Raw genomic sequence first — 21185 nt, forward strand, 5'->3', positions numbered from 1 at the left:
TCCCCCCGGCCGCGTTCGATCCTGATCGGGATGGAATTGAACCTTCCCGCCTGCGCAACCCACTAAAGCAACGTGGGCGCTGCAGACCGCCGCGGTGCCGCTTTCTTTGATTTGTGCACAGAAGGAAAAGCACCATGAACAGAGCATCCTTTGCCTTGGCTGCCGCCCTGGCTCTCGGCGTCGGCTTCACAACCCCGGCATACGCGGGCACGGGCTGTTGGGGGGTCGTTCACGCGGTCTGCGATTGGCTCTACCCCAGCGATACCACGGTCGAGTCCGTGCAGAAGTACGGATCCTGCATGATGGAAGGTGGCTCGAACTGCAAAATGGGCCGCGAAGACCGGGTCAACCCCACCTACCTGAAGCGCCATGTCGAGCAGTCGCCGCTGCCCGACCCCTCCGTTCTGAAGAAGTACCAGCGCGGCAGCTGGCAGAACGGCACCCAGAACGGCACCCGGAACTAGCAACATCCGGAACCGGCGTTTGTCCTTGGCGGGCTCGATTTCCCTGCAAGGGTGATCTCCCGCAATCGTGTACAAGCGTGGGGACAAGCATGGCCGTGACCCGCCCGCGGAACCTTCCGCGGGCGGGAATGGCCGTGGTCCAGCGCTGTTCGGACGCCCCGTTTCTGCAGGCTTCGGCAGCGGCCGAAACGCCCGCCGCGCGTGAGGCCTGGCGGATCCGCCCGGAGCGCTCCGCCTTCCCGCGACTCGGCCGGGTCTGGTATGGTTTCAGGCGTCACAAATCCATGATTGCCCGAAAGACCTGCGTCCTATGCCCATCCGCCGTCTGCCCGAAACCCTGGTGAACCAGATCGCCGCCGGCGAGGTGGTGGAGCGGCCGGCGGCGGCCGTCAAGGAACTGGTGGAAAACGCCCTCGATGCCGGCGCGCGCCACATCGACGTGGTGCTGCGCGACGGTGGGCGGGCGCTGATCGCCGTCACCGACGACGGCTGCGGCATGACGCCGGAGGAGATGCTGCTGGCGGTGGAGCGCCATGCCACCTCCAAGCTGCCGGACGACGACCTCGTGCACATCGCTTCCCTCGGGTTCCGCGGCGAGGCGCTGCCCTCCATCGGTGCGGTGGCGCGTCTCAGCGTCACCAGCCGCCCGCCCGAGGCCGAAGAGGCCTGGGCCCTCTCCGTCGAAGGTGGGCGCGTGGGGGAACCGCAGCCGGCGGCCCACCCCAAGGGCACGCGGGTGGAAGTGCGCGACCTCTTCTTCGCCACCCCGGCGCGCCTCAAGTTCCTGAAGACCGCGCGTACCGAAGTTTCCCACGCGCAGGACACGCTGAACCGCCTCGCCATGGCCCATCCGGAGGTGGGCTTCACGCTCAGCGACGGGGAGCGCAAGCTGATCTCTCTGGCGCCGGCGGAAGGGGCGCTGTTCGATGCCCGCCTGAAGCGCCTGGCCGCCGTCATGGGCCGAGACTTCGCCGACAACGCCCTGCCGATCTCCGCCGAGCGGGAGGGGATCGGCCTGACCGGCTACATCGGCCTGCCGACCTTGAACCGCGGCAATGCCCAGCAGCAGTACCTCTTCGTCAACGGCCGTCCGGTGCGCGACAAGCTGCTCTACGGCGCCGTGCGCGGCGCCTACCAGGATTTCCTCGCCCGCGACCGCCATCCGCTGGTGGCGCTGTTCGTCACCCTGCCGCCGGAGCAGGTTGACGTGAACGTGCACCCGACGAAGGCCGAGGTGCGCTTCCGAGATCCGGGTCTGGTGCGCGGCCTCATCGTCTCCGCCGCCAAACACGCCCTCGCCGAGGCGGGCCATCGGGCATCCACCTCGGTCTCCGACCTTGCGCTCGGCGCGCTGCGTCCCGGCAGTGGGATCGGCAGTGGAATGGGCAGCGGGGCGACTGGGGGCGTGTCCTGGGGACAGCCGCAGGGGACTCGTCTGCCCAGGGGGCTGGCTGAAGCGACGGCGCACTACCAGGCACCTCTGAACTCTGCGGCGCCGTCGGTTGGCACTCTGCCGGGTCTGCCGCAGGCGCCCGTTGCGGCAGCGCCGGACCTCCACAGCGATGCAGAAACGGAGCCGTCGGGGGACGGCTTTCCCCTCGGGGCCGCCCGCGCCCAGGTGCACGGCACCTATGTCGTGGCGCAGACCGGCGATGGCATCGTCATCGTCGACCAGCACGCCGCCCACGAGCGCCTCGTCTACGAGCGCATGAAGGAACAGCTCGGCGAGACCGGCGTGGCCCGGCAGATGCTGCTGCTGCCGGAGGTGGTGGAACTGGAAGAGACCGCGGCAGCGCGTGTGGTCGCCCGCGCCGAGGAGTTGGCGGAACTCGGTCTGGTGCTGGAAGCCTTCGGCCCTGGCGCCGTGGTCGTGCGCGAGGTGCCGGCGCTGCTCGGCACCGTCGACGTGCCCGGTCTCGTGCGCGACCTCGCCGACGAATTGGCGGAGCTGGGCGAGGCGCTGGCGCTGCGCGACCGCCTGGAACACGTCTGCGGCACCCTGGCCTGCCATGGTTCGGTGCGCGCCGGGCGCATTCTCAACGTCGAGGAGATGAACGCCCTGCTGCGCCAGATGGAAGAGACCCCCCATTCCGGCCAGTGCAACCACGGCCGGCCCACCTACGTGGAACTGAAGCTGGCCGACATCGAAAAGCTCTTCGGCCGGCGGTGACTTATCGGCGCTTTTCCCCTTAACGCATCCAGGTACTCTCATTGGGGAATGGAAAGCGGTATGCGATTGACCACTTCCTGCCGCCGAGTTCGACGGCCTGACTGGGGCTCATCTCTTTGATGAGCCGTTGGAGCCTTTGGAACTCGGAGGCTGGCAAGTACAGCCGGTGCAACTCTGATCCAATTGCGCGCTCAGCACTTTCGAAGGGTGGCCAATCAGCCGGCCAGGCAAGAGGCTCTTCGCGCGAGTACTCGAAGGGCCAAATCATCACCTCAACTCGCTCCGGCAACCAGGGGGAGGCTTCTGGTGCGAAGCTTACAATCGCATCGAAGGCCCGGAGATAGGCTGCCGGCGGTCTGTCCAGATACGGTGCCCACTCATCGGAGCGTGGGTTATTTGTGTCTGACCGGAGGACGCCATAGACGTCGACACGCGTTCGCCTGCCGTCAACCCAGACATATAGCTCGTTTGTAGGTACGCCGAACGCATACACCGTCTGATAGTATTCCCTGAGGCCCGTGATCGATCTGGGAGTGATCTCTGCGAGCAGCGTATTCTTCTGTTGCTCATCAAGGTGGACGGAGAAGTATGCGTAAGACTCATCGCGGAAGATGACCATGCCATCGGCGTAGAGCGCGAAGGTAGGAGAATCGGATCCGATGACCATTAGCGAGGGATCTCGTTCGATCAGGACGATAAGTGGATCGGGATGCTCGTTAAGGCGATCACTCGCGAGCCCAAGCGAGTAGCTTGTTGCAGCCAATGCGCTGAGGAGTACGATGGCGACCCGAAGGACGTAGATCATGGTTCTTGTCCCACTTGGCGACAGTTATCTTGGTTTAAACTAAATGCGAAACTTGGTTTGCTCTCGCTGGATGCTAGCAAAACCGAGGGACGATATGGGCGACAGATCGACGCTCACGTTCAATCTGGGATTTCGCCGCTGGCGAAAAGCTCTTCGGCCGGCGGTGAGCTGGCAAGGACGGTTTTGAACGGCATGGACGACCCTTGGACCGGCAGGTCCCGACCTGCGCAGATACCGGAAACCTGGCGCGGTCGCGCGTTGCGCGGCGGCGATGGGTGGTGCTGGGAAGACCCGCAGAACAGCGGCAACAGCGTCCGGTTCTACAAGGGCGATCCTGCCAGTCCTGTTCCGGCGAAGCAGGGACCGTATGTTGTTGTGTGTTCGGATGGATGCTTGATCGACCGCAACGGCTATCCGATTCCCGGGAGCCGTTGTCCGGAAGATTGAGACTGCGATGAACCGCAACTGCATCGCACGCATGTCCCCCTCACCCAGCTCCGGCTAGGCTCGCTGCGCTCACCAAGCCTGGGCAACCCTCTCCCACCAGGGGAGAGGGACTGCGGAACAACTCCGGGGAGCTGACTCTTTCTCTTTGGTTGTCACCCTCGGGCTTGACCCGAGGGTCCATCGAGCCGCCCGCTGGAACCCTTGGCGGAGGGACCCGGGATCGCCGGTTCCATGGATGCTCGGGTCAAGCCCGAGCATGACGGGGAGTGCGTGAGGCTGGTGTCGGTGCGTGCCTGATGCGGACGGATGCAGAGTGGCGTCCGTGGGAGGGTGAGGGGGGCCTAGAGCGCCCGCCCCTTGGCGACGAGTTCGGCGAAGCGCGCTTCGCCGATGGTGCTGCCGCAGAAGATGACGCCGACCCGCTTGCCCGCCAAAGCATCGCGCAGGGGCCCCATGACGGCGGCGGTGGCGGCAGCGCCGGCCGGCTCCAGCGCCAGCTTCATGGCGTCGTAGATCAGCGCCATGGCGCGCAGCATCTCCGCGTCCTCGATCAGCACCATCTCGTCCACGTGGTCGCGGGCAACAGAAAACGAATAGGGCAGAGCCTTGGGCGCGCCCAGGCTGTCAGCGATGGTGTCGACCCGCTCCAGGCTCTGCGGGCTGCCGGCGGCGAAGCTGCGGCTCAGGCTGTCGGCGCCGGTCGGCTCCACGCCGATGACCCGGCACTTGGGCTGCAGCAGCTTGATCGCGCGGGCCATGCCGGCGATCAGGCCGCCGCCGCCGACGGGGATCACCATGGCGTCGAGGTCGGGCATCTGCAGCGCGCACTCGCGCCCGCAGGTGGCGGTGCCGAGGACCGTCAGCGGATTCTCGAATGGATGGACGAAGCGCCGCCCCTCGGTTTCGACGATGCGGTCGACCTCGGCGAAGGCGCCGTGGATGTCGTCCGCCAGCACCACCTCGGCGCCCAGCGCCTTGCAGCCCGCGACCCGGACCGGGTCCGCGGACTTCATCATCACCACCTTGGCGGGCACGGTCCTTTGAGCCGCGGCCCAGGAGACCGCAAGCGCGTGGTTGCCGGCGCTGACCGCCGTCGCGCCGTGGGCGCGTTCGTCTTCGCTGAAGTCGAGAAGGTTGAGGAGCGCGCCGCGCGCCTTGAAGGACCCGGCCTGCTGGAAAAGCTCCAGCTTGCCCAGCACCTCCGCGCCGGCGGGCAGGAAGGGCGTCAGCACCCCGGCGGTCAGCGGCGTCACCGGCGTTTCGACGATGCGGCCCTTCAGCCGCTCCGCCGCGGCCTCGATCTCTCCCAGATCCGGGGGTGCGATGGTTGCGGGGTCCAGGGTCGCCATGCGTCTTGCCGTCCTTCCTGCGTTCTTTTCAATGCGTCAGTCGTGCGGCGGTGCGGGGTCGGACTTCAGGAACACCAGGCGGGCCTTGCCGTAGGTGCGGTTGTCCAATTCGGTGAAGCCCTGCGGAAGGGCGAAGTCCTCGGTCTTCATCAACTCGACGGAGACCAGCGCCTCCCCGGCGATCCAGCCGGCCTTGTCGAGGGCGACAAGGGCCTTTTCGGCAAGCCCCTGATTGTAGGGCGGATCGAGAAAGACCAGGTCGCAGGGCGCGGGCGGGCGGACCGGGTGCAGCACGTCGCAGGCCAGCAGGTCCGCGCGCTCTTCTTCTCCCAGTGCCTTGATGTTCGCGCGGCAGATCTCGATGGCCGGGGCGTAGTTCTCCATGAAAGTGACCTGCGCGGCACCGCGCGAAAGCGCTTCCAGCCCCAGGGCGCCGGTGCCGGCGAAGGCGTCCAGAACCCGCGCCCCGGGCAGGCGCTGGCCACCTTCTTCACTCAGCTTACCGCTGGTCAGAATGTTGAACAGCGCCTCGCGGGTGCGGTCGGCGGTCGGCCGCACGGCAAGGTCGGCGGGGGTCTTGAGGCTGCGGCCCCTATGACGGCCGGCGACGATTCGCATGGCTCTTGGATCTGGCCTTTACGGACCTGGACTTGGCCGATTTCGATTTGGCCGACTTGGATTTGGTAAACTTGGGCTTTGAGGATTTCGACTTCAGCTGAGTCGACTTGGACTTGGCGGCTTTGGGTCCGCGCCGTCCTGCGCCCGCTTTCGAAACCGCCTTCTTCGCTCCCGGTTTCTTTGCAGCCGTCTTCTTTGTGCCCGTCTTCTTGGCGGCGGCGCCTTTTCTCTGCGGCCCGCTGTCGCCGCTTTCGCCATGCTCCGGTTTCTTGAATCCGCGGCGCGATCCCGGGCGGTTGGGCTTCGGCTTGGCCTTGGCGAAGCCCTTGCCGCGTTTCTGCTTTTCCTTCTTCTCCAGGCCGAGCGCTTGGCGCAGGCGCTGCGCCGGCACCTCTTCCAGGCCGCGGTTCGGCAGCTTGCCGAGAGTGAAGGGGCCGTAGGAAACGCGGATCAGGCGGTTCACGGCGAGGCCCAGGTGGGCGCAGATCTTACGCACCTCGCGGTTCTTGCCCTCGCGCAGGCCCACGGTCAGCCAGGCGTTGGCGCCGGTCTGCTGGTCCAGGCTCGCCTCCACCGGCCCGTAGTTCACGCCTTCCACGGTGACGCCCTTGGCCAGGGCCGCCAAGCGCGCGGTGCTGACCCGGCCGTGCACGCGAACCCGATAGCGGCGCAGCCAGCCGTTGGCCGGCAGTTCCAACTGGCGCTTCAGGGCGCCGTCGTTGGTCATCAGCAAGAGGCCTTCGGAATTGATGTCCAGCCGCCCGACGGCCTGCAGGCGCGGCAGCTCCGGCGGCAGGCGGTCGAAGACCGTGGTGCGCCCCTGGGGGTCGCGCGCCGTGGTCAGCTCGCCGCGCGGCTTATGGTAGCGCCAGAGGCGCGCAGGCTCTGCCTCCGGCAGGGGCGTGCCGTCCACTTCGATGCGGCTCTCGGCGGTCACCACGGCCGCCGGGCTGTCGAGCACGCGGCCGTCGAGGGAGACCCGCCCGGCGGCGATCCAGGCCTCGGCATCGCGGCGCGAGCAGAGCCCGGCACGGGCAATCACCTTGGCGATGCGCTCGCCTTTTTGGATCTCCGCCATCGCTCCGCCTCTTACGCGGCGGCGCTGCGGTGCAGGCAGCACCCGGAGGAGTTCGACCACGCGCCCGCCGTCTCCGGATCCGGAGCTCTTCCGACCAGCGGCGTCTCTGCGAAGGTCTGTGCCATGGCGGCACTCTAGGCCGCGGACAGAGGGCTCACAAGCCCAGCGGGGGGTGGGTACTAAGGGAGGCTGCTAGACCGGGTTTCCCACGTCCTCGCAAGAGTGGCCGAGAGCGGTGAAGCCCTCTTCCAGCAGGTCGCCGAACAGCGGCATGCCCATGATGTAGTCGGAGGAGGGGCCGGTGTGGCGTTCGTTGGCGGCGGCGATGGCGCTTTCCCATTCGCTGCGCTCGAAATCGCCGCGGCCGACCCAGATCAAGGCCACCAGTTCCGCTTGCTGCTCGTCGTTCAGGTCGTCGATGACATGGCGGATCTCGTCGGCCACCGGGTCGTCGCCGTGGTCCTCCAGCACGTCGTGCATGTCGTCCTCGCCCGGCTGCGAGATCTCGTCGCGCTCGGCCGGGGCCACCTTGGCGTCGAAGGCGCGCCCCTTGGCGATCAGGAAACAGACCGTTCCGGGATCGATATCCAGCTCGATGGCGTCCTGCTGTGAAACCATTTGTCCTGTCTTTGCCATGGCAACGCTCCTTTCCCTCTGGTCCCCACCTGTCCTCACGGGCCCGTCCTTCGCATAGGATTCGGGCGGCCCTGGCTGCCAGTCTCCGGTCGGTGGAGGGCTGCCGCATTGACCTACCGCAAGGGGCAGGGCAGGCTCCGCCCGCAGGAGCCGGGGCAGGGAGCCCGGCGGATCACAGCAGGGGCGCGATGCGGAAATCCGGGAGCAGACCCGACTATATGGCCGAGGCGCTGGCCGAGGCACGGGCCGCGGCAGCGGCCGGGGAGGTGCCCGTGGGCGCCGTCCTGGTGGACGGCAGGGACGGCACGATCCTGGCCCGGGCCCACAATCGGGTCATCGCCGACAGCGACCCCACCGCCCACGCGGAGATGCTGGCGATCCGCGCCGCGGCGGCGCTAACAGGCGCGCCGCGCCTGGCCGAGGCGGAGCTCTACGTGACGCTGGAGCCCTGCCCCATGTGCGCCACGGCGATTTCCTTCGCCCGCATCAGGCGCCTCGTCTTCGGCGCCTACGACCCCAAGGGCGGCGGCGTCGACCATGGCCCGCGCATCTTCGAGCAGCCCACCTGCCACCATAGCCCGGAGGTCATCGGCGGCGTCCAGGAACAGGCCTGCGGCGCCCTGCTGCAGGACTTCTTCAAGGTGAGGCGGTAGTCTCGAATTGGGACGAAGCTACTTGCCTGGGGTCGCCGCCTCCTGACTTTGCTGCCGCAGTCAATCAAATAGGGTCACGCGCAGACTGAATCTGCCATCATGGATCCTCCAGGCTCTGATAGCGTTCTCTCGCGCATCATCGGAAGGACTGTCGCTCAGGAAACGGCTCTCAACCTTCAGCAATGATTTGGTGTCCCCAATCTGCGGGAGAAGCGCGTCGATTGCGTCCACCATCAGCTCCGGTTTCACCGTGACGTCGCGAGTCATCCCGTCGCTATCCGTGACTTCGATCGTCAACGTTTCTGCAGGGAAGGGCTGCCAGTTTTCCATGCGAGCAATCAAGTAAGTGACAACAATGAAACCCACGTCGCGGAAGTCGGCATTCAATTGTCGCACGAGCGCCTTTTGTCTTTCCGGACTGGCCGGCGCGGCCGATATCGCGGTCAGCATGTTCTCCAACTTCGTCGTAAAGTCGTCGTCTTCCGGACCATACCTCGCGATGGGAGCGACGTTTCCTCGCCACCAGAATTGGGCATAGGTGTTGTTGTATCTGGCGCTAAGGATGGCAGAGAGAAGGTCGTAGCTGAATTGACGTACACTTGATCCGATGGCGCCTTCCGTCGGAACGTAACCCAATTCGGGGTTCCCCGGGAACTCCGTCAAAAAGAAGAAATAGCTCCTCTGTTCCTTGGGTTCCGGTCCGCTTTTGGGCAAGAGGATGGTCAGTGGCCGCGCCCCTTGTGTGCCTTTGATGTAGATTGGCTTTTCAAGCTTCCAGGCACGGTATTCGGATTCGATGCCTTTTGTGGCGGCATCTCCTGGGGCGATGGCAGTGGGCACACCGCCAACAACAATCTGCGAGCGCGCGAGCAGTCGCCAGTCTACCAGTGAACCTTCTGCTCCTTTCGGATCTTCAGCCTTGGCCATTGGCGGAACGGCAAGGAGCGCAAGAATCAGCGAGAGAGCAAGGTATTTCATCGCAGAAAGCCCTGTCGCTCGGATGTTCATTTGAAGATGGTGAAGGTCACACGGTCCAGGTGGCGGAGCCTGTCCTGCAGGTCTTCGACGAAGCGATCGACAAGGTCCATGGGCAGGGGTTGGTCGCCACTGGCGTAGATCCCGATGTCATACCGCAGATCGAGGGTGTTCGGATCGTTGATGGGTACGGCGAGCATCTTCAGATCCCGGCGCCACATCCAGATGCGGATGTCTGTTGGATCGAGCAAAGGTTGTCCCACGCGCACTTCGAAGGTGTTCTCGGCGGCAAGCTCTGAAATCTGATCCACGAATTGCCCGTGTTCCTCATGGGCCATTGTGATCTTGACGGCGCGGACAGGCAGTTCGCCGCTCGCGCTCGCCGCGGCAAGGTATCCCATGGTGATCGCCGACCACAGACCGCAGACAATCACGACCGTTACCAGCTTGCGCCACTTCGTCATCGCACCCTCACCGAAAGACGTCGCTTTCCTTGCAATTGTGGCGCCGAATTGTGCGCGAGGGTAGCAGAAACCTGCTCGATCTGCGTCTTTCGAAAGAGGCCCTGTCCGGGTGCCCGCGTCCTTCACAAGGCCGTGGGCGGGTGGTGACGGGGGCGGCCCGCGGGCCCATATTGGGGTCTGGACAGGAGGGGACGCCGCCCAATGCCGCAGGAAATCGACGCCATCCGGGGCTATCACGCCCATGTCTATTATGACGCCGACAGCAAGCCGGCGGCGGCGGCGCTGCGCGAGGCTATCGAGGCGCGCTTCGATATCCGCATGGGGCGCTGGCACGACCGGCCCGTGGGTCCGCACCCGCGCTGGAGCTACCAGGTCGCCTTCGAGCCGCCGCTCTTTGCCGAGATCGTGCCCTGGCTGGCGCTGAACCGCGGCGACCTCGTCATCTTCATCCACCCGGAAACCGGCGACGACCTGCCCGACCACCGCGACCGCGCCCTCTGGCTCGGCGACTGTCTGGAGCTGAACCTCGATGCGCTGCGCTAGAGCCTTCGCCCCATTCCTGGCCGTCCTGCTGCTGGCGGCCCTGTATCTGGATACCGGTCCGGCGCGCGCCGAGCCCGTCCAATTGGACGGTCAACGTGTTGACGCGCTGGCCGCACTGCCCAGTCTGCGCGGCGCCGCGGTGACCTCCGAGGCACTGGCCGGCAAGGCCGTGGTGGTGGCCTTCTGGGCAAGCTGGTGCCCGCCCTGCCATCCGGAGTTCGACAACCTGGCCCGGCTTCAGGAGACCTACGGCGACGCGGTGGCCATCGTCGCCGTAAACATCTTCGAGGAGTTCGGGCGCTTCACCGGCACCGTCCGGCGAGATGGCTTTCTGGCCAAGAAAGACCCGCCCTTCCACGTGGTCGCCGAGGGCGAGCAGGTCGCCGGCCTGTTCCAGGACGTGACCCGCATCCCCACGGTTTTCGTCTTCGCCCCCGACGGCCGCCCGGTGATGCACTTCATCCACGAGCAGGGCGCCACCAAGACCCATGCCTCCTACGAGGAATTGCGTGCCGCCGTGGCCGCTGCCCTGGGCTCGGCGCCTGCCGAGAGTTGACGCGCCGCGCCGCCGGACCAGAGGCTCCGGCATGCTGCGTCCGCGTTAACCACTTCGCCCGCAAACGAAAATTTCCCTTGCATTGTCAGGCGAAAAACAGGAAAACCCGCCCCTCAGTTTTTACTGGGTCAATCTACTGGTTGCGTTGGAGGACAGATGTCTAAGGCACAGGCCCTCTTCCAACTGGGGATCGACTTGGACGAAAACCCAAGCGCCTCCAAAACGGAAGAACAAGAAACCGCACTCCCGGCCGACGATACGGCGGAGGCGCGTAAAGACTTTTTCATCGAGCGCGATGGCGAGCGCTATGCCGGCACCCATTTGATCGTCGATCTCTGGGACGGCGAGGGCACCGACGATCTCGCCTTCGTCGAGGAAACACTGCGTGATTGCGTGACCGCCTCCGAGGCGACGCTGCTGCACATCCACCTGCATCACTTTACGCCGAACGACGGGATCTCCGGCGTGGCGGTGCTGGCGGAATCGCACATCTCGATCCACTCCTGGCCGGAATCCGGCTATGCGGCGCTGGACATCTTCATGTGCGGCGACGCCAAGCCGCACAAGGCGGTGGAGGTGCTGCGCGAGCGCTTCAAGCCGGCGCGCATCGCCGTCGAGGAGCATCGCCGGGGCCGCGGCGTATGAGCCGCCGGCAGGCCGCGCCGTGAGCGACTGGCGCATCGAGAAGCTGCACCACGACTTCCAGCTGGGCCTGAAGGCCGACACCGTTCACTACGACAGCGAGACCGCGCATCAGCGGCTCGTGGTCTTCGAGAACGACACTTTCGGGCGGGTGCTCACCCTCGACAGCGTGGTGCAGACCACGGAGAAGGACGAGTTCATCTATCACGAGATGCTCGCCCATCTGCCGATCCTGGCCCACGGTGCGGCGCGCAAGGTGCTGATCATCGGCGGCGGCGACGGCGGCATGCTGGAAGAGGTGCTGAAGCACCGCGGCGTGGAAAAGGTGACCCAGGTGGAAATCGACGCTGGGGTCATCGACTTCTCCAAGCAGTATCTCTCCTCGATCTGCAAGGATGCCTACGACGATCCGCGCCTGGATCTGGTTATCGCCGACGGCGCCGACTTCGTCGCCACCTGCGAAGAGCGCTACGATGTCGCCATCGTCGACTCCACCGATCCCATCGGCCCGGGCGAGGTGCTCTTCACCGATACGTTCTATGGCAAGGCCAAAAACTGTCTCGCCGAGGGCGGCATCCTGGTGACCCAGAACGGCGTGCCTTTCCTGCAGAGCGACGAACTGGTGAACACCATGCGGGCCTTCCGCGCCCTCTTCGCCGATGCCGCCTGCTACCTGGCCACGGTGCCCACCTACGCCGGCGGGCCCATGGCCTTCGGCTGGGGATCGGACGATCCGGCGAAGCGCCAGGTGAGCCAGGAGACCCTGGAGCAGCGCTTCCGCGATGCCGGCATCGCCACCCGCTACTACAACCCGGCGGTCCATCGGGCCGCCTTCGCCCTGCCCACCTACATCTCCGAGATGGTCGGTTAGCAGGCTGCTGAAAGAAGGGATCTGAGCGTTTGCCCATCCTTCGAGACGCGTCCCTTCGGGCCGCTCCTCAGGATGAGGTTGTCCTTTTCTCAACAGGTTAACCCTCATGCTGAGGAGGCGCGAAGCGCCGTCTCGAAGCATCCAGGCCACAAGTCGATCCTTTTTCAGCAGCCTGCTAGGCCGCTTCGCCCAGCAAGCGGCGGGTCGTGACAGCGTCGGGGAAGGGGATGGCGGCTGAGCCGTGCTCGTGCACGATGCGCCAGTCGCCGTCGTCTTGCCGTTCGAAGATCAGGGTGACGCGCGCTTCCGGCAGGTCGATGGGGTCGCCGTCCTGGGTTTCGCCGCTGCCGGCCAGCGAAAGGGTGGCCCAGGCGATGTCGCCTTGCACGGTGACGCGCAGGTCCTCGCCGGGGGTGAGGGTCCAGCGCCGCGGGATCGCCATGAAGCCCGCGTAGTAGGGCGCGGCCTTGTCCCAGCCCTCGACGCCGGTATGAGGCCGCCCGAAGTCGTAGGAAAACAGGCGGTGGTCGTGGACGTAGAGATCGGCGATCTGCTCGATGGCGAAAGGGGCTTCCGGGCTGGTGTGCCAGCCGGCGACCCAGGCACGGGTCTTGGCTTCCAGGGCGGCGCGGATAGTCTCCGAAGCGGTCATCGGTCTTTCCTTTCGAGGTCTGAGTTGGGTCTCAGTTTCCGAGGCGGGTGTTGGCCCAGCGGGTCAGGCGCGGCATCACCACAAAGCTCATCAGCGGCACCAGGATCGCGGTCAGAACCAGCGTCCGGAGCGGCAACGGCAGGGCGGCCAGCAGGGGATCGCCGACCAGCAGCAGGCCGGTGATCAGCGGCCAGATGGCGGCCCAGGTGAGAAAAGCGCCGCGCGCGCGTGCGTTGTTCATCAGACGGTTCATTGTTCAGCCCCCGAACTTCTTTGGGTCGTCGCTGGTGATGTGCTCGCCGACGATCACCCAGGTTCCGCCCTGCCGGCGCCAGGCCTGGGTGACGTGCTGCGCGGCGGAGACGGCTTCGCCCGTCTTGGTCACACCCTTGCCCAGGAACACGAAGGTCACGACAGCAAGGTCGCCGGAGGTTTCGATCCGAGGCGTCTCATGGGGCCGGATCGCCCAGTCGGCGAAGCCGGCCATCACCGGAGTCCAGGTGGCGGCATAGCCGTCGAAGCTGTCGATGGTGACCATGCGGTCACCGAAGTCGTCGATCACCCGGATCTCGCCCTCGGCGAAGAGCGGGCGCATCGCCTCGGCGTCGAAAGGTGCCCGGCCCGGGCTCCAGGCGGCGAACCAGCGGTCCAGTTGGGCGCGGATTTCGGTCTCTGCGGTCATCTCTTTTCGCTCCGTTCTTGGGGGACAGGCTTTGTCCCGTTGCTGAAGAGGAAGATGGCAGGGGCCGGTGCTCCACGGTAGACGTTCAACAATTTCAAGTGTTATACGGTCAACGTATGGGAAACGCCGCCGACACCCTCCAACTGTTGCAGACCTTCACCCGCGTCGCGGAGAGCGGCTCGCTTTCCGCCGCGGCCCGCAGTCTGGGAACCACCCAGGCCAGCGTCAGCCGCCAGCTCGCGGCGTTGGAGGCGCGTCTGGGCACCGCCCTGGCGCGGCGCTCCACCCATGATCTGAGCCTGACCGACGAAGGCGAGCGGCTGCTGCCCCGGGCGATGGAAATGCTGGCCGCCTGGCAGGCGACCCGCGAAGCCCTGGGGCAGGCGGTCTCCGAGCCGAGCGGGCTGCTGCGGGTCATCGCCCCCTCGGGCATCGGCCCCACCATCGTGGCGCGCACCGCCGCGACCTTCGCGCGCAGCCATCCGCAGGTCGATGTCGATCTGGTGTTCACCGACGCCTCGGTGGATCTGGTGGGGATCGGCGCCGATCTGCAGGTGAAGGTCGGCCCGGTGGATCGGCAGGAGCTGCTGGCGCGCCGCATCGGCGCGGTGGAGCGCTGGCTGGTTGCGGCGGCGGACCTCGACCTCGGCGAGTTTACGGACAGCGCCGGTAATCTTTGCGACGGGCTGCCGCTGGTCGCCCTGGCGCCGCTCTACGGCAACCGGCTGCAGATGACCGCGGGGGACGGCAGCGCGCGCCAATTGACCTGCCGCGTCCGCCTGCGCTGCGAGGTCCTGAACGCGGCCTACGAGGCGGTGTTGGCCGGGGCCGGCGCCGGGCTGCTGCCGCGATGGCTTGTGGGCGATGATGTCGCTGCCGGCCGCCTGAAGCGCCTGGCGCCGGCCGCCGGTTTCGCCTCAGTGCCGATCCATCTGGTGTTTCCGCCCGGCCGCTATCGGCCGCTGCGCACGCGGCTCTTCGCCGAGCAGGTCGAGGCGGCCATCGGCGCGCTCCGCTGAAAGTCCGGCGGCGGCGCAGTCAGGTTTTGGGCGGGCGCTCCATCAGGATGGCCGGGCCGCCCATGTAGTCGGTCTCGGTCCAGAGCGTGAAACCGCATTTCTCCGCCACCTTGATGGAGGCGGTGTTCTTGGGGTCGACGATGCAGACATAGCGCTCCGGTCCACGCGCCTGCTCGGCCCAGGCGAAGACGGCGCGCATGGCTTCGGTGGCATAGCCCTTGCCGTGGGCGGCGGGGGCCAGCACCCAGCCGGCCTCCGGCGCGCCGTCGAACCCGGGCGTGATGTCGCGCTTGAACTCCGCCATCCCGACCTCGCCCAGGAAGCGCCCGCTTTCCCGCTCCTCCACCACCCAGTAGCCGAAGCCCATCAACGCCCAGTGGCCGACGTAATTCAGCAGCCGCGCCCAGGATTCCCGCGGCGTCGAGGGACGGCCGCTGATGTGGAGGGTGACCCGGGCATCGCCCCAGAGGGCGAGGGTGTGCTTGTAATCCTCGGCCGTGTGGCCGCGCAGGATCAGCCGCTCGGTGCCCAGCACCGGAACCCGTTCGGGGGAGGCCTGTTCGGGAAGGGGCAATGTGTCTATTCCTCCTCGCGGGCGACGGCGCGCCAGCCGATGTCGCGCCGGCAGAAGCCCTGCGGCCAGTCGATCTTGTCCACGGCGCCATAGGCGCGGGCCTGGGCCTGGGCGATGCCGGGGGCCATGGCGGTGACGCCGAGCACCCGGCCGCCGGATGCCAGCAGGCTGCCGTCCTCGCCGCGCCGGGTGCCGGCGTGGAAGATCTTGATGTCGTCGGAGTTGCCTTCCGCCTCCTCCAGGCCCTGGATGACCGAACCTTTTTCGTAGCTGCCGGGGTAGCCCTCGGCGGCTATCACCACGGTCAGTGCCGGCTCCTCGTACCAGCGCAGGTCGAAGGTGGAGAGCACGCCGTCGGTGCTGGCGATCAGCGCCGGCAGCAGGTCGGACATCAGGCGCATGAGGACCACCTGGCATTCCGGATCGCCGAAGCGCACGTTGTATTCGATGAGCTGCGGCCCGTCGGCGGTGATCATCAGCCCGGCGTAGAGCACGCCTTTGTAGGGGCAGCCCTCCGCCTTCATGGCGGCCACTGTGGGGCGGATGATGCGCGCCATGGTCTCCTCGATCAGGGCTTCGGTCATCACCGGCGCCGGTGAGTAGGCGCCCATGCCGCCGGTGTTGGGGCCCTGGTCGCCGTCGAAGGCGCGCTTGTGGTCCTGCGCCGTCACCAGGGGCAGGGCGAAGTCGCCGTCCACCAATGCGAAGAAGCTGGCCTCCTCGCCCTCCAGGAAGGCTTCGATCACCACTTCGCCGCCGGCATCCCCGAAGGCGCCCTCCGAGAGCGCTGCGTCGATGGCGGCCAGGGCCTCGTCCTCGGTCATGGCGACGGTCACGCCTTTCCCGGCGGCCAGGCCGTCGGCCTTCACCACGATGGGCGTGCCCTGCGTGCGGACGTAAGCCTTGGCCGCTTCGGCCTCGGTGAAACGGGCGTAAGCGGCGGTTGGAATGTCGTACTTGGCGCAGAGGTCCTTGGTGAAGCCCTTGGACCCCTCCAGCGCCGCCGCCGCCGCGCTGGGGCCGAAGGCCTTCACCCCGACGGCACTCAGCCGGTCCACCAGCCCCAGAACCAGCGGGGCCTCCGGCCCGACCACAACATAGTCGATGGCCTCCTCCTCGACGAAGGCGAGCAGCCCGTCGATATCCTCGGCGGCAATGGCCACGCATTCGGCATCCTCGGCGATGCCGGCGTTGCCCGGCGCGCAGAACAACTTGTGACAGAGCGGAGAGGCCGCCAGCGTCCAGCAGAGCGCGTGCTCGCGCCCGCCACTGCCAACCACCAGAACTTTCATGCAAGGACCCTCGGGAAACTGGGTTTGAAACGGGGTGCGCAACCTGCGATGCGGGCCGATCCGGGCATGGCCTCGGCCGCGGGGCTCTTGTAGCATAGCGACTCCGAACGACGGCCCAAATTCTCCGCCCGCCGCCCCCTGGCGAGCACTGTGCGAAAGGTCCTCTGTGGCAGCAGGCCCCGCCATCAGCAACATCCCGGAATTCTCGGTCTCCGAGATCTCCCAGGCGGTCAAGCGTACGCTTGAGGGCACCTTTGATCGTGTGCGCGTGCGCGGCGAGGTTTCCGGCTTCAAGCGTGCCGCCTCCGGCCATCTCTACCTCGCCCTGAAGGACGAGAACGCGGTGCTGGACGGGGTCTGCTGGCGCGGTGTCGCCGGGCGGCTGTCGATCCAGCCGGAAGACGGCATGGAGGTCATCGCCTCCGGGCGGATCACCAGCTATCCCGGCCGCTCGAAGTATCAGATCGTCATCGATTCGCTGGAACTGGCGGGCCAGGGTGCGCTGCTGAAGCTGCTGGAGGACCGGCGCCGCAAGCTGGCGGAAGAGGGGCTGTTCGACGAGGCGCGCAAGCGCCCGCTGCCCTTTCTGCCGGGGGTCATCGGCGTCGTCACCTCGCCCACCGGCGCTGTGATCCGCGACATCCTGCACCGCCTGGAGGATCGCTTTCCGCGCCACGTGCTGGTCTGGCCGGTGCTGGTCCAGGGGGACGGCGCGGCCGAGCAGGTGGCGGCTGCCATCCGCGGCTTCAACGCTCTGCCCACTGACGGCGCTGTCCCGCGCCCGGACCTGCTGATCGTGGCGCGCGGCGGCGGTTCCCTGGAAGATCTCTGGGCCTTCAACGAAGAGGTTGTGGTCCGGGCCGCCGCGGCCTCCGAGATCCCGCTGATCTCCGCCGTCGGGCACGAGACCGACACCACGCTGATCGACTTCGCCGCCGACCGCCGCGCGCCGACACCCAGCGCCGCGGCGGAGATGGCGGTGCCGGTGCGCCGCGACCTGATGGTGCAGAGCGCCGATCTGGAGCGCCGTATGCTGGCCGCCGCCAGCCGCCTCCTGGAAGAACGGCGGATGCAGCTTGAAGGTCTCGGCCGCGGCCTCGTCGATCCCCGGCGCCTGCTGGAGGAGATGGCCCAGCGCCTCGACGAACGCACGGAGCGCCTGCGCGCGGCCTGGGACCGGCTGATGGCGGAGGGGCGCGGACAGCTCGACCGCCTGGCCGCGGCGCTGCCTCATCCGCGCCAGCTCCTGGCGGTGAAACGCGAGCAGTCGGCCGCCACCGGGGAGCGGCTGGAGCGGCTGCGCCCGCGCCTGCTGACTGAGCGGCGCAGCGAACTGGACGGCCTCGGCCGGGTTCTGGAGAGCATGTCCTACAAACGGGTCCTGAAGCGCGGCTACGTCGTGGTGCGCGGGCCGGAAGGGGCGATCACCGACCCGGATGCGGTCACTGCGGGTCTGGCGCTGGATCTCGAGTTCGCGGACAACCGCCATGCGGCGGCGACCGGCGGTGCCGATCAGCCGGTCACCCGCGGCGCCGAAAAACCATCAGCCACGACCGCTGCGCCTAAAGCGCCTGCGTCCAAAAAGCCTGTGCGCCGCAAGAACGATGATTCTTCCGACGACCCCCAAGGTTCGCTTCTATGATTCGTACCCTCTTTACGGCTGCTTTCCTGGTCCTGGCCGGGGCCGCCATGGCGCAGGCCGATGATGCCCTGACGCTGAGCGGCGACCTGTCTCAGGGGGGGCTGGTGTTCGGGAAGGCGGCATCCGGCGCCTCGGTGGCATTGAACGGCAAGACGCTGCGCACGACCGCCGACGGCCGCTTCATCTTCGGCTTCGGGCGCGACGCCGCCGCCTCGGCGACCCTGACGGTGACGGCGGCCGACGGCGGGGTCACCACCCGCGAACTGGAAGTCGCCCAGCGCGAATACCGGGTGCAACGTATCGACGGTCTGCCGAACAGGTTCGTAACGCCGCCCGACGACGTCGTTGCGCGCATCCGCGCCGATGCGGCGGCGGCGGCCAAGGCGCGTGAGACCGACCGCTCCGAAACAGACTTTGACAGCGGGTTCCGCTGGCCGGCGATCGGCATCGTCTCCGGCGTTTACGGTTCGCAGCGCGTGCTCAACGGCGAGCCGCGCCGCCCGCATTTCGGGATCGACATCGCTGCGCCCCAGGGCACGCCGGTGATGGCGCCCGCCGATGGCGTTGTCACGCTGGTGCATCCGGACATGTACTTCACCGGCGTGACCCTGTTCCTCGACCACGGCCATGGCCTGTCGTCCGCTTTTCTGCACCTGGAGCGCGTGACGGTGGAGGAGGGACAGAGGGTGAAGCAGGGCGAGCAGATCGCCACCGTGGGTTCGACCGGCCGTTCCACCGGGCCGCATCTCGACTGGCGCATCAACTGGTTCGCCGAGCGGCTGGACCCGGCCTTGTTGGTGCCGCCGATGCCCAGGGAGGCAGCAGCCGACTGACAGGTGCCTGACGCGCAGCTTCGTCGGTCCGGGCATCGCGATGATGCCCTCTATGCTCGCACTGGCAGATGGTGCGGGGCCCCCTGCCCGCCATAAGGGAATTGCCATAGCTTCGCCACAGAATGCGCCATTTCGGCCTTCTGCTGGTTTCAGTATTGCTGCACCCGGGCCTTTGTAAGCCGTCCTATAAATGCCGCCGAGGCCGAGGCTCGCCGTCAGGCGCTCGGCGTCGCAGGGAACGCTGTCGTTATGGGCCCGTCGACGGAAGGGTCCGGCGCGACAGCAGAGTCTGAGAGTGGTCGGGACCTGGACCGGGCCGCACAGCAATCAATCGGGAGAAGCCGCCGCGGGGCTACCGGCCTTCGCGGGCGGGGAAGGCTTGCCCGGCGTCCGGATTCTCACATCCGGGCGAGAGGAGCGTTTGAAAGGACCGCCGTATGGCAAATCCCAGCAATCTTGAGCAATACCAACTGGAACTCATCAACCGGGCCCGCCTGGACCCTCAGGGCGAGGCTGAACGGATCGGGTTGTCTCTGAACGCCGGCCTGCCCGCCGGCAGCATTACGGCTGCTGCCAAGCAACCCCTTGCCTTCAACCCGAACCTCGGCGATGCCGCGCGCGACCACAGCCGCTGGATGCTCGATCAGGACGTGTTCAGCCACCGCGGCGCCGGCGGCAGCAACCCCGGCGATCGGATGCGCGATGCCGGCTACACGTTTGAAGGCAACTGGACCTGGGGCGAGAACATCGCCTGGAGCGGCACCACCGGTGCGCTGGACACCGCAGCGCTGACACTCAGCACCTATGAAGGGTTGTTTGAAAGTCCGGGGCACCGCGAGAATCTTCTGGGCGAGGGTTTCCGCGAGGTCGGACTGGGCATTCTCGATGGTCAGTTCACCAGCGGTGCGACCTACAACGCCCTGATGGTGACCCAGAACTACGCACGCTCCGGCGACGACTTCTTTCTGACCGGCGTCGCTTACGACGACAACGATGGCGACGGCTTCTACAGCCCCGGAGAGGGCCTGGGCGGTGTCCGACTGTCGATCCAGGAAGCCGGGGGCACCACTTCTGCTTCTGTGACGACGGCCAGCGGTGGCTATCAGGCTGCTCTCGGCAACGGAAGCTACGAGGTGATGATCTCCGGCGGCGGGGTCTCTGCGCCCTTGAAGGTCGGTCTCGACATCGAGTCGGAGAACGTGAAACTCGATCTCGTCGGCAGCGACCGCATTGCGTCCTCCGCCAATGTTGTAATGGGGCAGAACCTGGCCGCCGTCACTCTCTTGGGCGTCGATGATCTCACGGTCACCGGCAACGGGCTGGCCAACGACATTCTCGGCAACAAGGGCGATAATGCACTTGCCGGCGGCGCCGGGGCCGACAGCCTGACGGGCGGCCTGGGAAACGACACCCTGGACGGTGGCGCCGGTCAGGATACGGCGGTCTATGCCGGCAACCGCGCCGACTACGAGGTCTCGGCAAACGGCGACAAGGTGACCGCCCGAAGCGGCGGCGAAGGGGTCGACCAGCTCAACGGCATCGAGTTCATCCAGTTCAATGACGAGACCATAGCAGTGACCCCGGCGGCGCAGGTGGCGGAAAGGCCGACGCCCGCGCCCGAACCTGTTCCTGAGCCTGCGTCTGATCCTGGATCGGGGCCTGCCGCCGAGCCCGAACAGGCTGCTGAACTCGAACCCGAACCCGAAGCAGAACCCGAACCCGAACCGGAACCTGGGCCCGCACCGCAGCCCGATGCAGCCCCTGCCCAGCCGGAGCCGTCGGTCGCAGAGGCCGACCCCGGGCGCACGCCCGAGGCCGGCCGCGCGCCGCCGCCGTCCGCCGACCCGCTGCCCGACCTGATGCCTGAGACCGACGACGACATCCTGCCGCCGACAGACACGGAGAATGGCGGCGGCGGTCCGCGCGATTCCGAGTTCGCCGATCTTTTGCGCGGCCTCCTGGACGATCTGCGGGACGGCGGAGCAACAGGGGAGGAAACGGCGCTCTCGCTCGCTGATCTGCTGGATCAGGCCTTTGTGGACTTCAGCGGCCTCACTGCTGCGCCGCCGGCCGCAGCGCAGCCGGGAGGGATGGACAACAGCGGACCATCCTGGGCCTCTGTGGCCTATGGCGGCCTTGCGGGTTGCCCGGATCCCCTGGACGCTGACACCAGCGGTCTGGAAAACCTTTAGCGTCCGCGACTGTGCCGGGCCGGGAGCC

The 21185-nt window shown here is 67.0% G+C and carries 23 protein-coding genes; 11 read left to right on the forward strand and 12 right to left on the reverse strand.

From position 1 onward, the window contains the following. Positions 1-134 precede the first annotated feature (134 nt). Together Q0982_RS15425 and mutL are read left to right on the forward strand one after the other, a co-directional pair. Positions 135-464 (forward strand): hypothetical protein, encoded by a 330-nt coding sequence (locus Q0982_RS15425; RefSeq protein WP_299396988.1) that lies wholly within the window; start codon positions 135-137, stop codon positions 462-464. Positions 465-774: 310 nt separating this feature from the next. Beyond that, entirely contained in the window at positions 775-2634 is a 1860-nt protein-coding gene (gene mutL / locus Q0982_RS15430; RefSeq protein WP_299396990.1) for a DNA mismatch repair endonuclease MutL, read from the forward strand. A 19-nt stretch (positions 2635-2653) separates the two neighbouring features. Here the strand turns inward: mutL and Q0982_RS15435 are convergent, their stop codons facing one another. From Q0982_RS15435 to Q0982_RS15455, 5 genes are all read right to left on the reverse strand, one after another. Next, entirely contained in the window at positions 2654-3439 is a 786-nt protein-coding gene (locus Q0982_RS15435; RefSeq protein WP_299396991.1) for a hypothetical protein, read from the reverse strand. A 788-nt stretch (positions 3440-4227) separates the two neighbouring features. Further along, on the reverse strand, positions 4228-5235 hold the full coding sequence (locus Q0982_RS15440) for a threonine/serine dehydratase (RefSeq protein ID WP_299396993.1): 1008 nt from the start codon (positions 5233-5235) through the stop codon (positions 4228-4230). Positions 5236-5271: 36 nt separating this feature from the next. Further along, positions 5272-5853 (reverse strand): 16S rRNA (guanine(966)-N(2))-methyltransferase RsmD, encoded by a 582-nt coding sequence (gene rsmD / locus Q0982_RS15445; RefSeq protein WP_299396994.1) that lies wholly within the window; start codon positions 5851-5853, stop codon positions 5272-5274. Beyond that, positions 5828-6931 carry a pseudouridine synthase gene (locus Q0982_RS15450; protein ID WP_299396996.1) on the reverse strand — a complete coding sequence of 368 codons (1104 nt, stop codon included), beginning with the start codon at positions 6929-6931 and terminating at the stop codon, positions 5828-5830. The genes rsmD and Q0982_RS15450 overlap by 26 nt, the downstream gene beginning before the upstream one ends. A gap of 192 nt (positions 6932-7123) precedes the next feature. Then, complete coding sequence (locus Q0982_RS15455; protein WP_299396998.1) at positions 7124-7567, reverse strand: DUF3775 domain-containing protein; 444 nt, start codon at positions 7565-7567, stop codon at positions 7124-7126. Positions 7568-7755: 188 nt separating this feature from the next. Between Q0982_RS15455 and Q0982_RS15460 the strand changes: the two genes are divergently transcribed. Continuing rightward, positions 7756-8220, forward strand: a complete 465-nt coding sequence (locus tag Q0982_RS15460; protein ID WP_299396999.1) for a nucleoside deaminase — start codon at positions 7756-7758, stop codon at positions 8218-8220. Positions 8221-8280: 60 nt separating this feature from the next. On the opposite strand, the gene Q0982_RS15465 is transcribed toward Q0982_RS15460, so the two are convergent. Both Q0982_RS15465 and Q0982_RS15470 read right to left on the reverse strand, forming a co-directional pair. After that, positions 8281-9198 (reverse strand): hypothetical protein, encoded by a 918-nt coding sequence (locus Q0982_RS15465; RefSeq protein WP_299397001.1) that lies wholly within the window; start codon positions 9196-9198, stop codon positions 8281-8283. A 26-nt stretch (positions 9199-9224) separates the two neighbouring features. Beyond that, positions 9225-9659, reverse strand: a complete 435-nt coding sequence (locus Q0982_RS15470; RefSeq protein WP_299397003.1) for a hypothetical protein — start codon at positions 9657-9659, stop codon at positions 9225-9227. 201 nt (positions 9660-9860) lie between these two features. Between Q0982_RS15470 and Q0982_RS15475 the strand changes: the two genes are divergently transcribed. The 4 genes from Q0982_RS15475 to speE all read left to right on the forward strand — a co-directional run bounded on the left by Q0982_RS15475 (position 9861) and on the right by speE (position 12271). Next, positions 9861-10202, forward strand: a complete 342-nt coding sequence (locus Q0982_RS15475; RefSeq protein WP_299397004.1) for a DOPA 4,5-dioxygenase family protein — start codon at positions 9861-9863, stop codon at positions 10200-10202. Then, positions 10189-10758 (forward strand): TlpA disulfide reductase family protein, encoded by a 570-nt coding sequence (locus Q0982_RS15480; protein WP_299397006.1) that lies wholly within the window; start codon positions 10189-10191, stop codon positions 10756-10758. The genes Q0982_RS15475 and Q0982_RS15480 overlap by 14 nt, the downstream gene beginning before the upstream one ends. Positions 10759-10914: 156 nt before the next feature. Beyond that, positions 10915-11403 (forward strand): adenosylmethionine decarboxylase, encoded by a 489-nt coding sequence (speD, locus tag Q0982_RS15485; protein ID WP_299397008.1) that lies wholly within the window; start codon positions 10915-10917, stop codon positions 11401-11403. Between the two features lie 19 nt (positions 11404-11422). Further along, positions 11423-12271 (forward strand): polyamine aminopropyltransferase, encoded by an 849-nt coding sequence (gene speE, locus Q0982_RS15490; protein WP_299397009.1) that lies wholly within the window; start codon positions 11423-11425, stop codon positions 12269-12271. 175 nt (positions 12272-12446) lie between these two features. On the opposite strand, the gene Q0982_RS15495 is transcribed toward speE, so the two are convergent. From Q0982_RS15495 to Q0982_RS15505, 3 genes are read right to left on the reverse strand one after another with little or no spacing between them, the layout of a single operon-like run. Then, positions 12447-12923, reverse strand: a complete 477-nt coding sequence (locus Q0982_RS15495; RefSeq protein WP_299397011.1) for a nuclear transport factor 2 family protein — start codon at positions 12921-12923, stop codon at positions 12447-12449. Between the two features lie 31 nt (positions 12924-12954). Continuing rightward, positions 12955-13164 (reverse strand): hypothetical protein, encoded by a 210-nt coding sequence (locus Q0982_RS15500; protein WP_299397012.1) that lies wholly within the window; start codon positions 13162-13164, stop codon positions 12955-12957. A 15-nt stretch (positions 13165-13179) separates the two neighbouring features. After that, complete coding sequence (locus tag Q0982_RS15505; RefSeq protein WP_299397014.1) at positions 13180-13605, reverse strand: nuclear transport factor 2 family protein; 426 nt, start codon at positions 13603-13605, stop codon at positions 13180-13182. Between the two features lie 116 nt (positions 13606-13721). On the opposite strand from Q0982_RS15505, the gene Q0982_RS15510 reads away from it, so the two are divergent. Next, a complete protein-coding gene (locus Q0982_RS15510) occupies positions 13722-14624 on the forward strand; it encodes a LysR family transcriptional regulator (RefSeq protein ID WP_299397015.1) in 903 nt (300 codons plus the stop codon). A 19-nt stretch (positions 14625-14643) separates the two neighbouring features. Here the strand turns inward: Q0982_RS15510 and Q0982_RS15515 are convergent, their stop codons facing one another. Both Q0982_RS15515 and purD read right to left on the reverse strand, forming a co-directional pair. Next, the gene (locus tag Q0982_RS15515) at positions 14644-15198 is read right to left on the reverse strand and encodes a GNAT family N-acetyltransferase (RefSeq protein ID WP_299397017.1); all 555 of its coding nucleotides are present in this window, start codon (positions 15196-15198) and stop codon (positions 14644-14646) included. Positions 15199-15203: 5 nt separating this feature from the next. Beyond that, positions 15204-16490, reverse strand: a complete 1287-nt coding sequence (gene purD, locus Q0982_RS15520) for a phosphoribosylamine--glycine ligase (RefSeq protein ID WP_299397019.1) — start codon at positions 16488-16490, stop codon at positions 15204-15206. Between the two features lie 166 nt (positions 16491-16656). On the opposite strand from purD, the gene xseA reads away from it, so the two are divergent. The 3 genes from xseA (at position 16657) to Q0982_RS15535 (ending at position 21157) form a co-directional block, all read left to right on the forward strand. Next, complete coding sequence (xseA, locus tag Q0982_RS15525; RefSeq protein ID WP_299397020.1) at positions 16657-18132, forward strand: exodeoxyribonuclease VII large subunit; 1476 nt, start codon at positions 16657-16659, stop codon at positions 18130-18132. Beyond that, entirely contained in the window at positions 18129-18965 is an 837-nt protein-coding gene (locus Q0982_RS15530; RefSeq protein ID WP_299397022.1) for a M23 family metallopeptidase, read from the forward strand. Before xseA ends, Q0982_RS15530 begins: the two co-directional genes overlap by 4 nt. A 437-nt stretch (positions 18966-19402) precedes the next feature. Beyond that, complete coding sequence (locus Q0982_RS15535) at positions 19403-21157, forward strand: CAP domain-containing protein (RefSeq protein WP_299397023.1); 1755 nt, start codon at positions 19403-19405, stop codon at positions 21155-21157. The last annotated feature ends 28 nt before the right edge of the window (positions 21158-21185 follow it).

The sequence above is a fragment of the Pelagibius sp. genome (assembly GCF_028281305.1).
Taxonomy (GTDB): domain Bacteria; phylum Pseudomonadota; class Alphaproteobacteria; order Kiloniellales; family Kiloniellaceae; genus Pelagibius.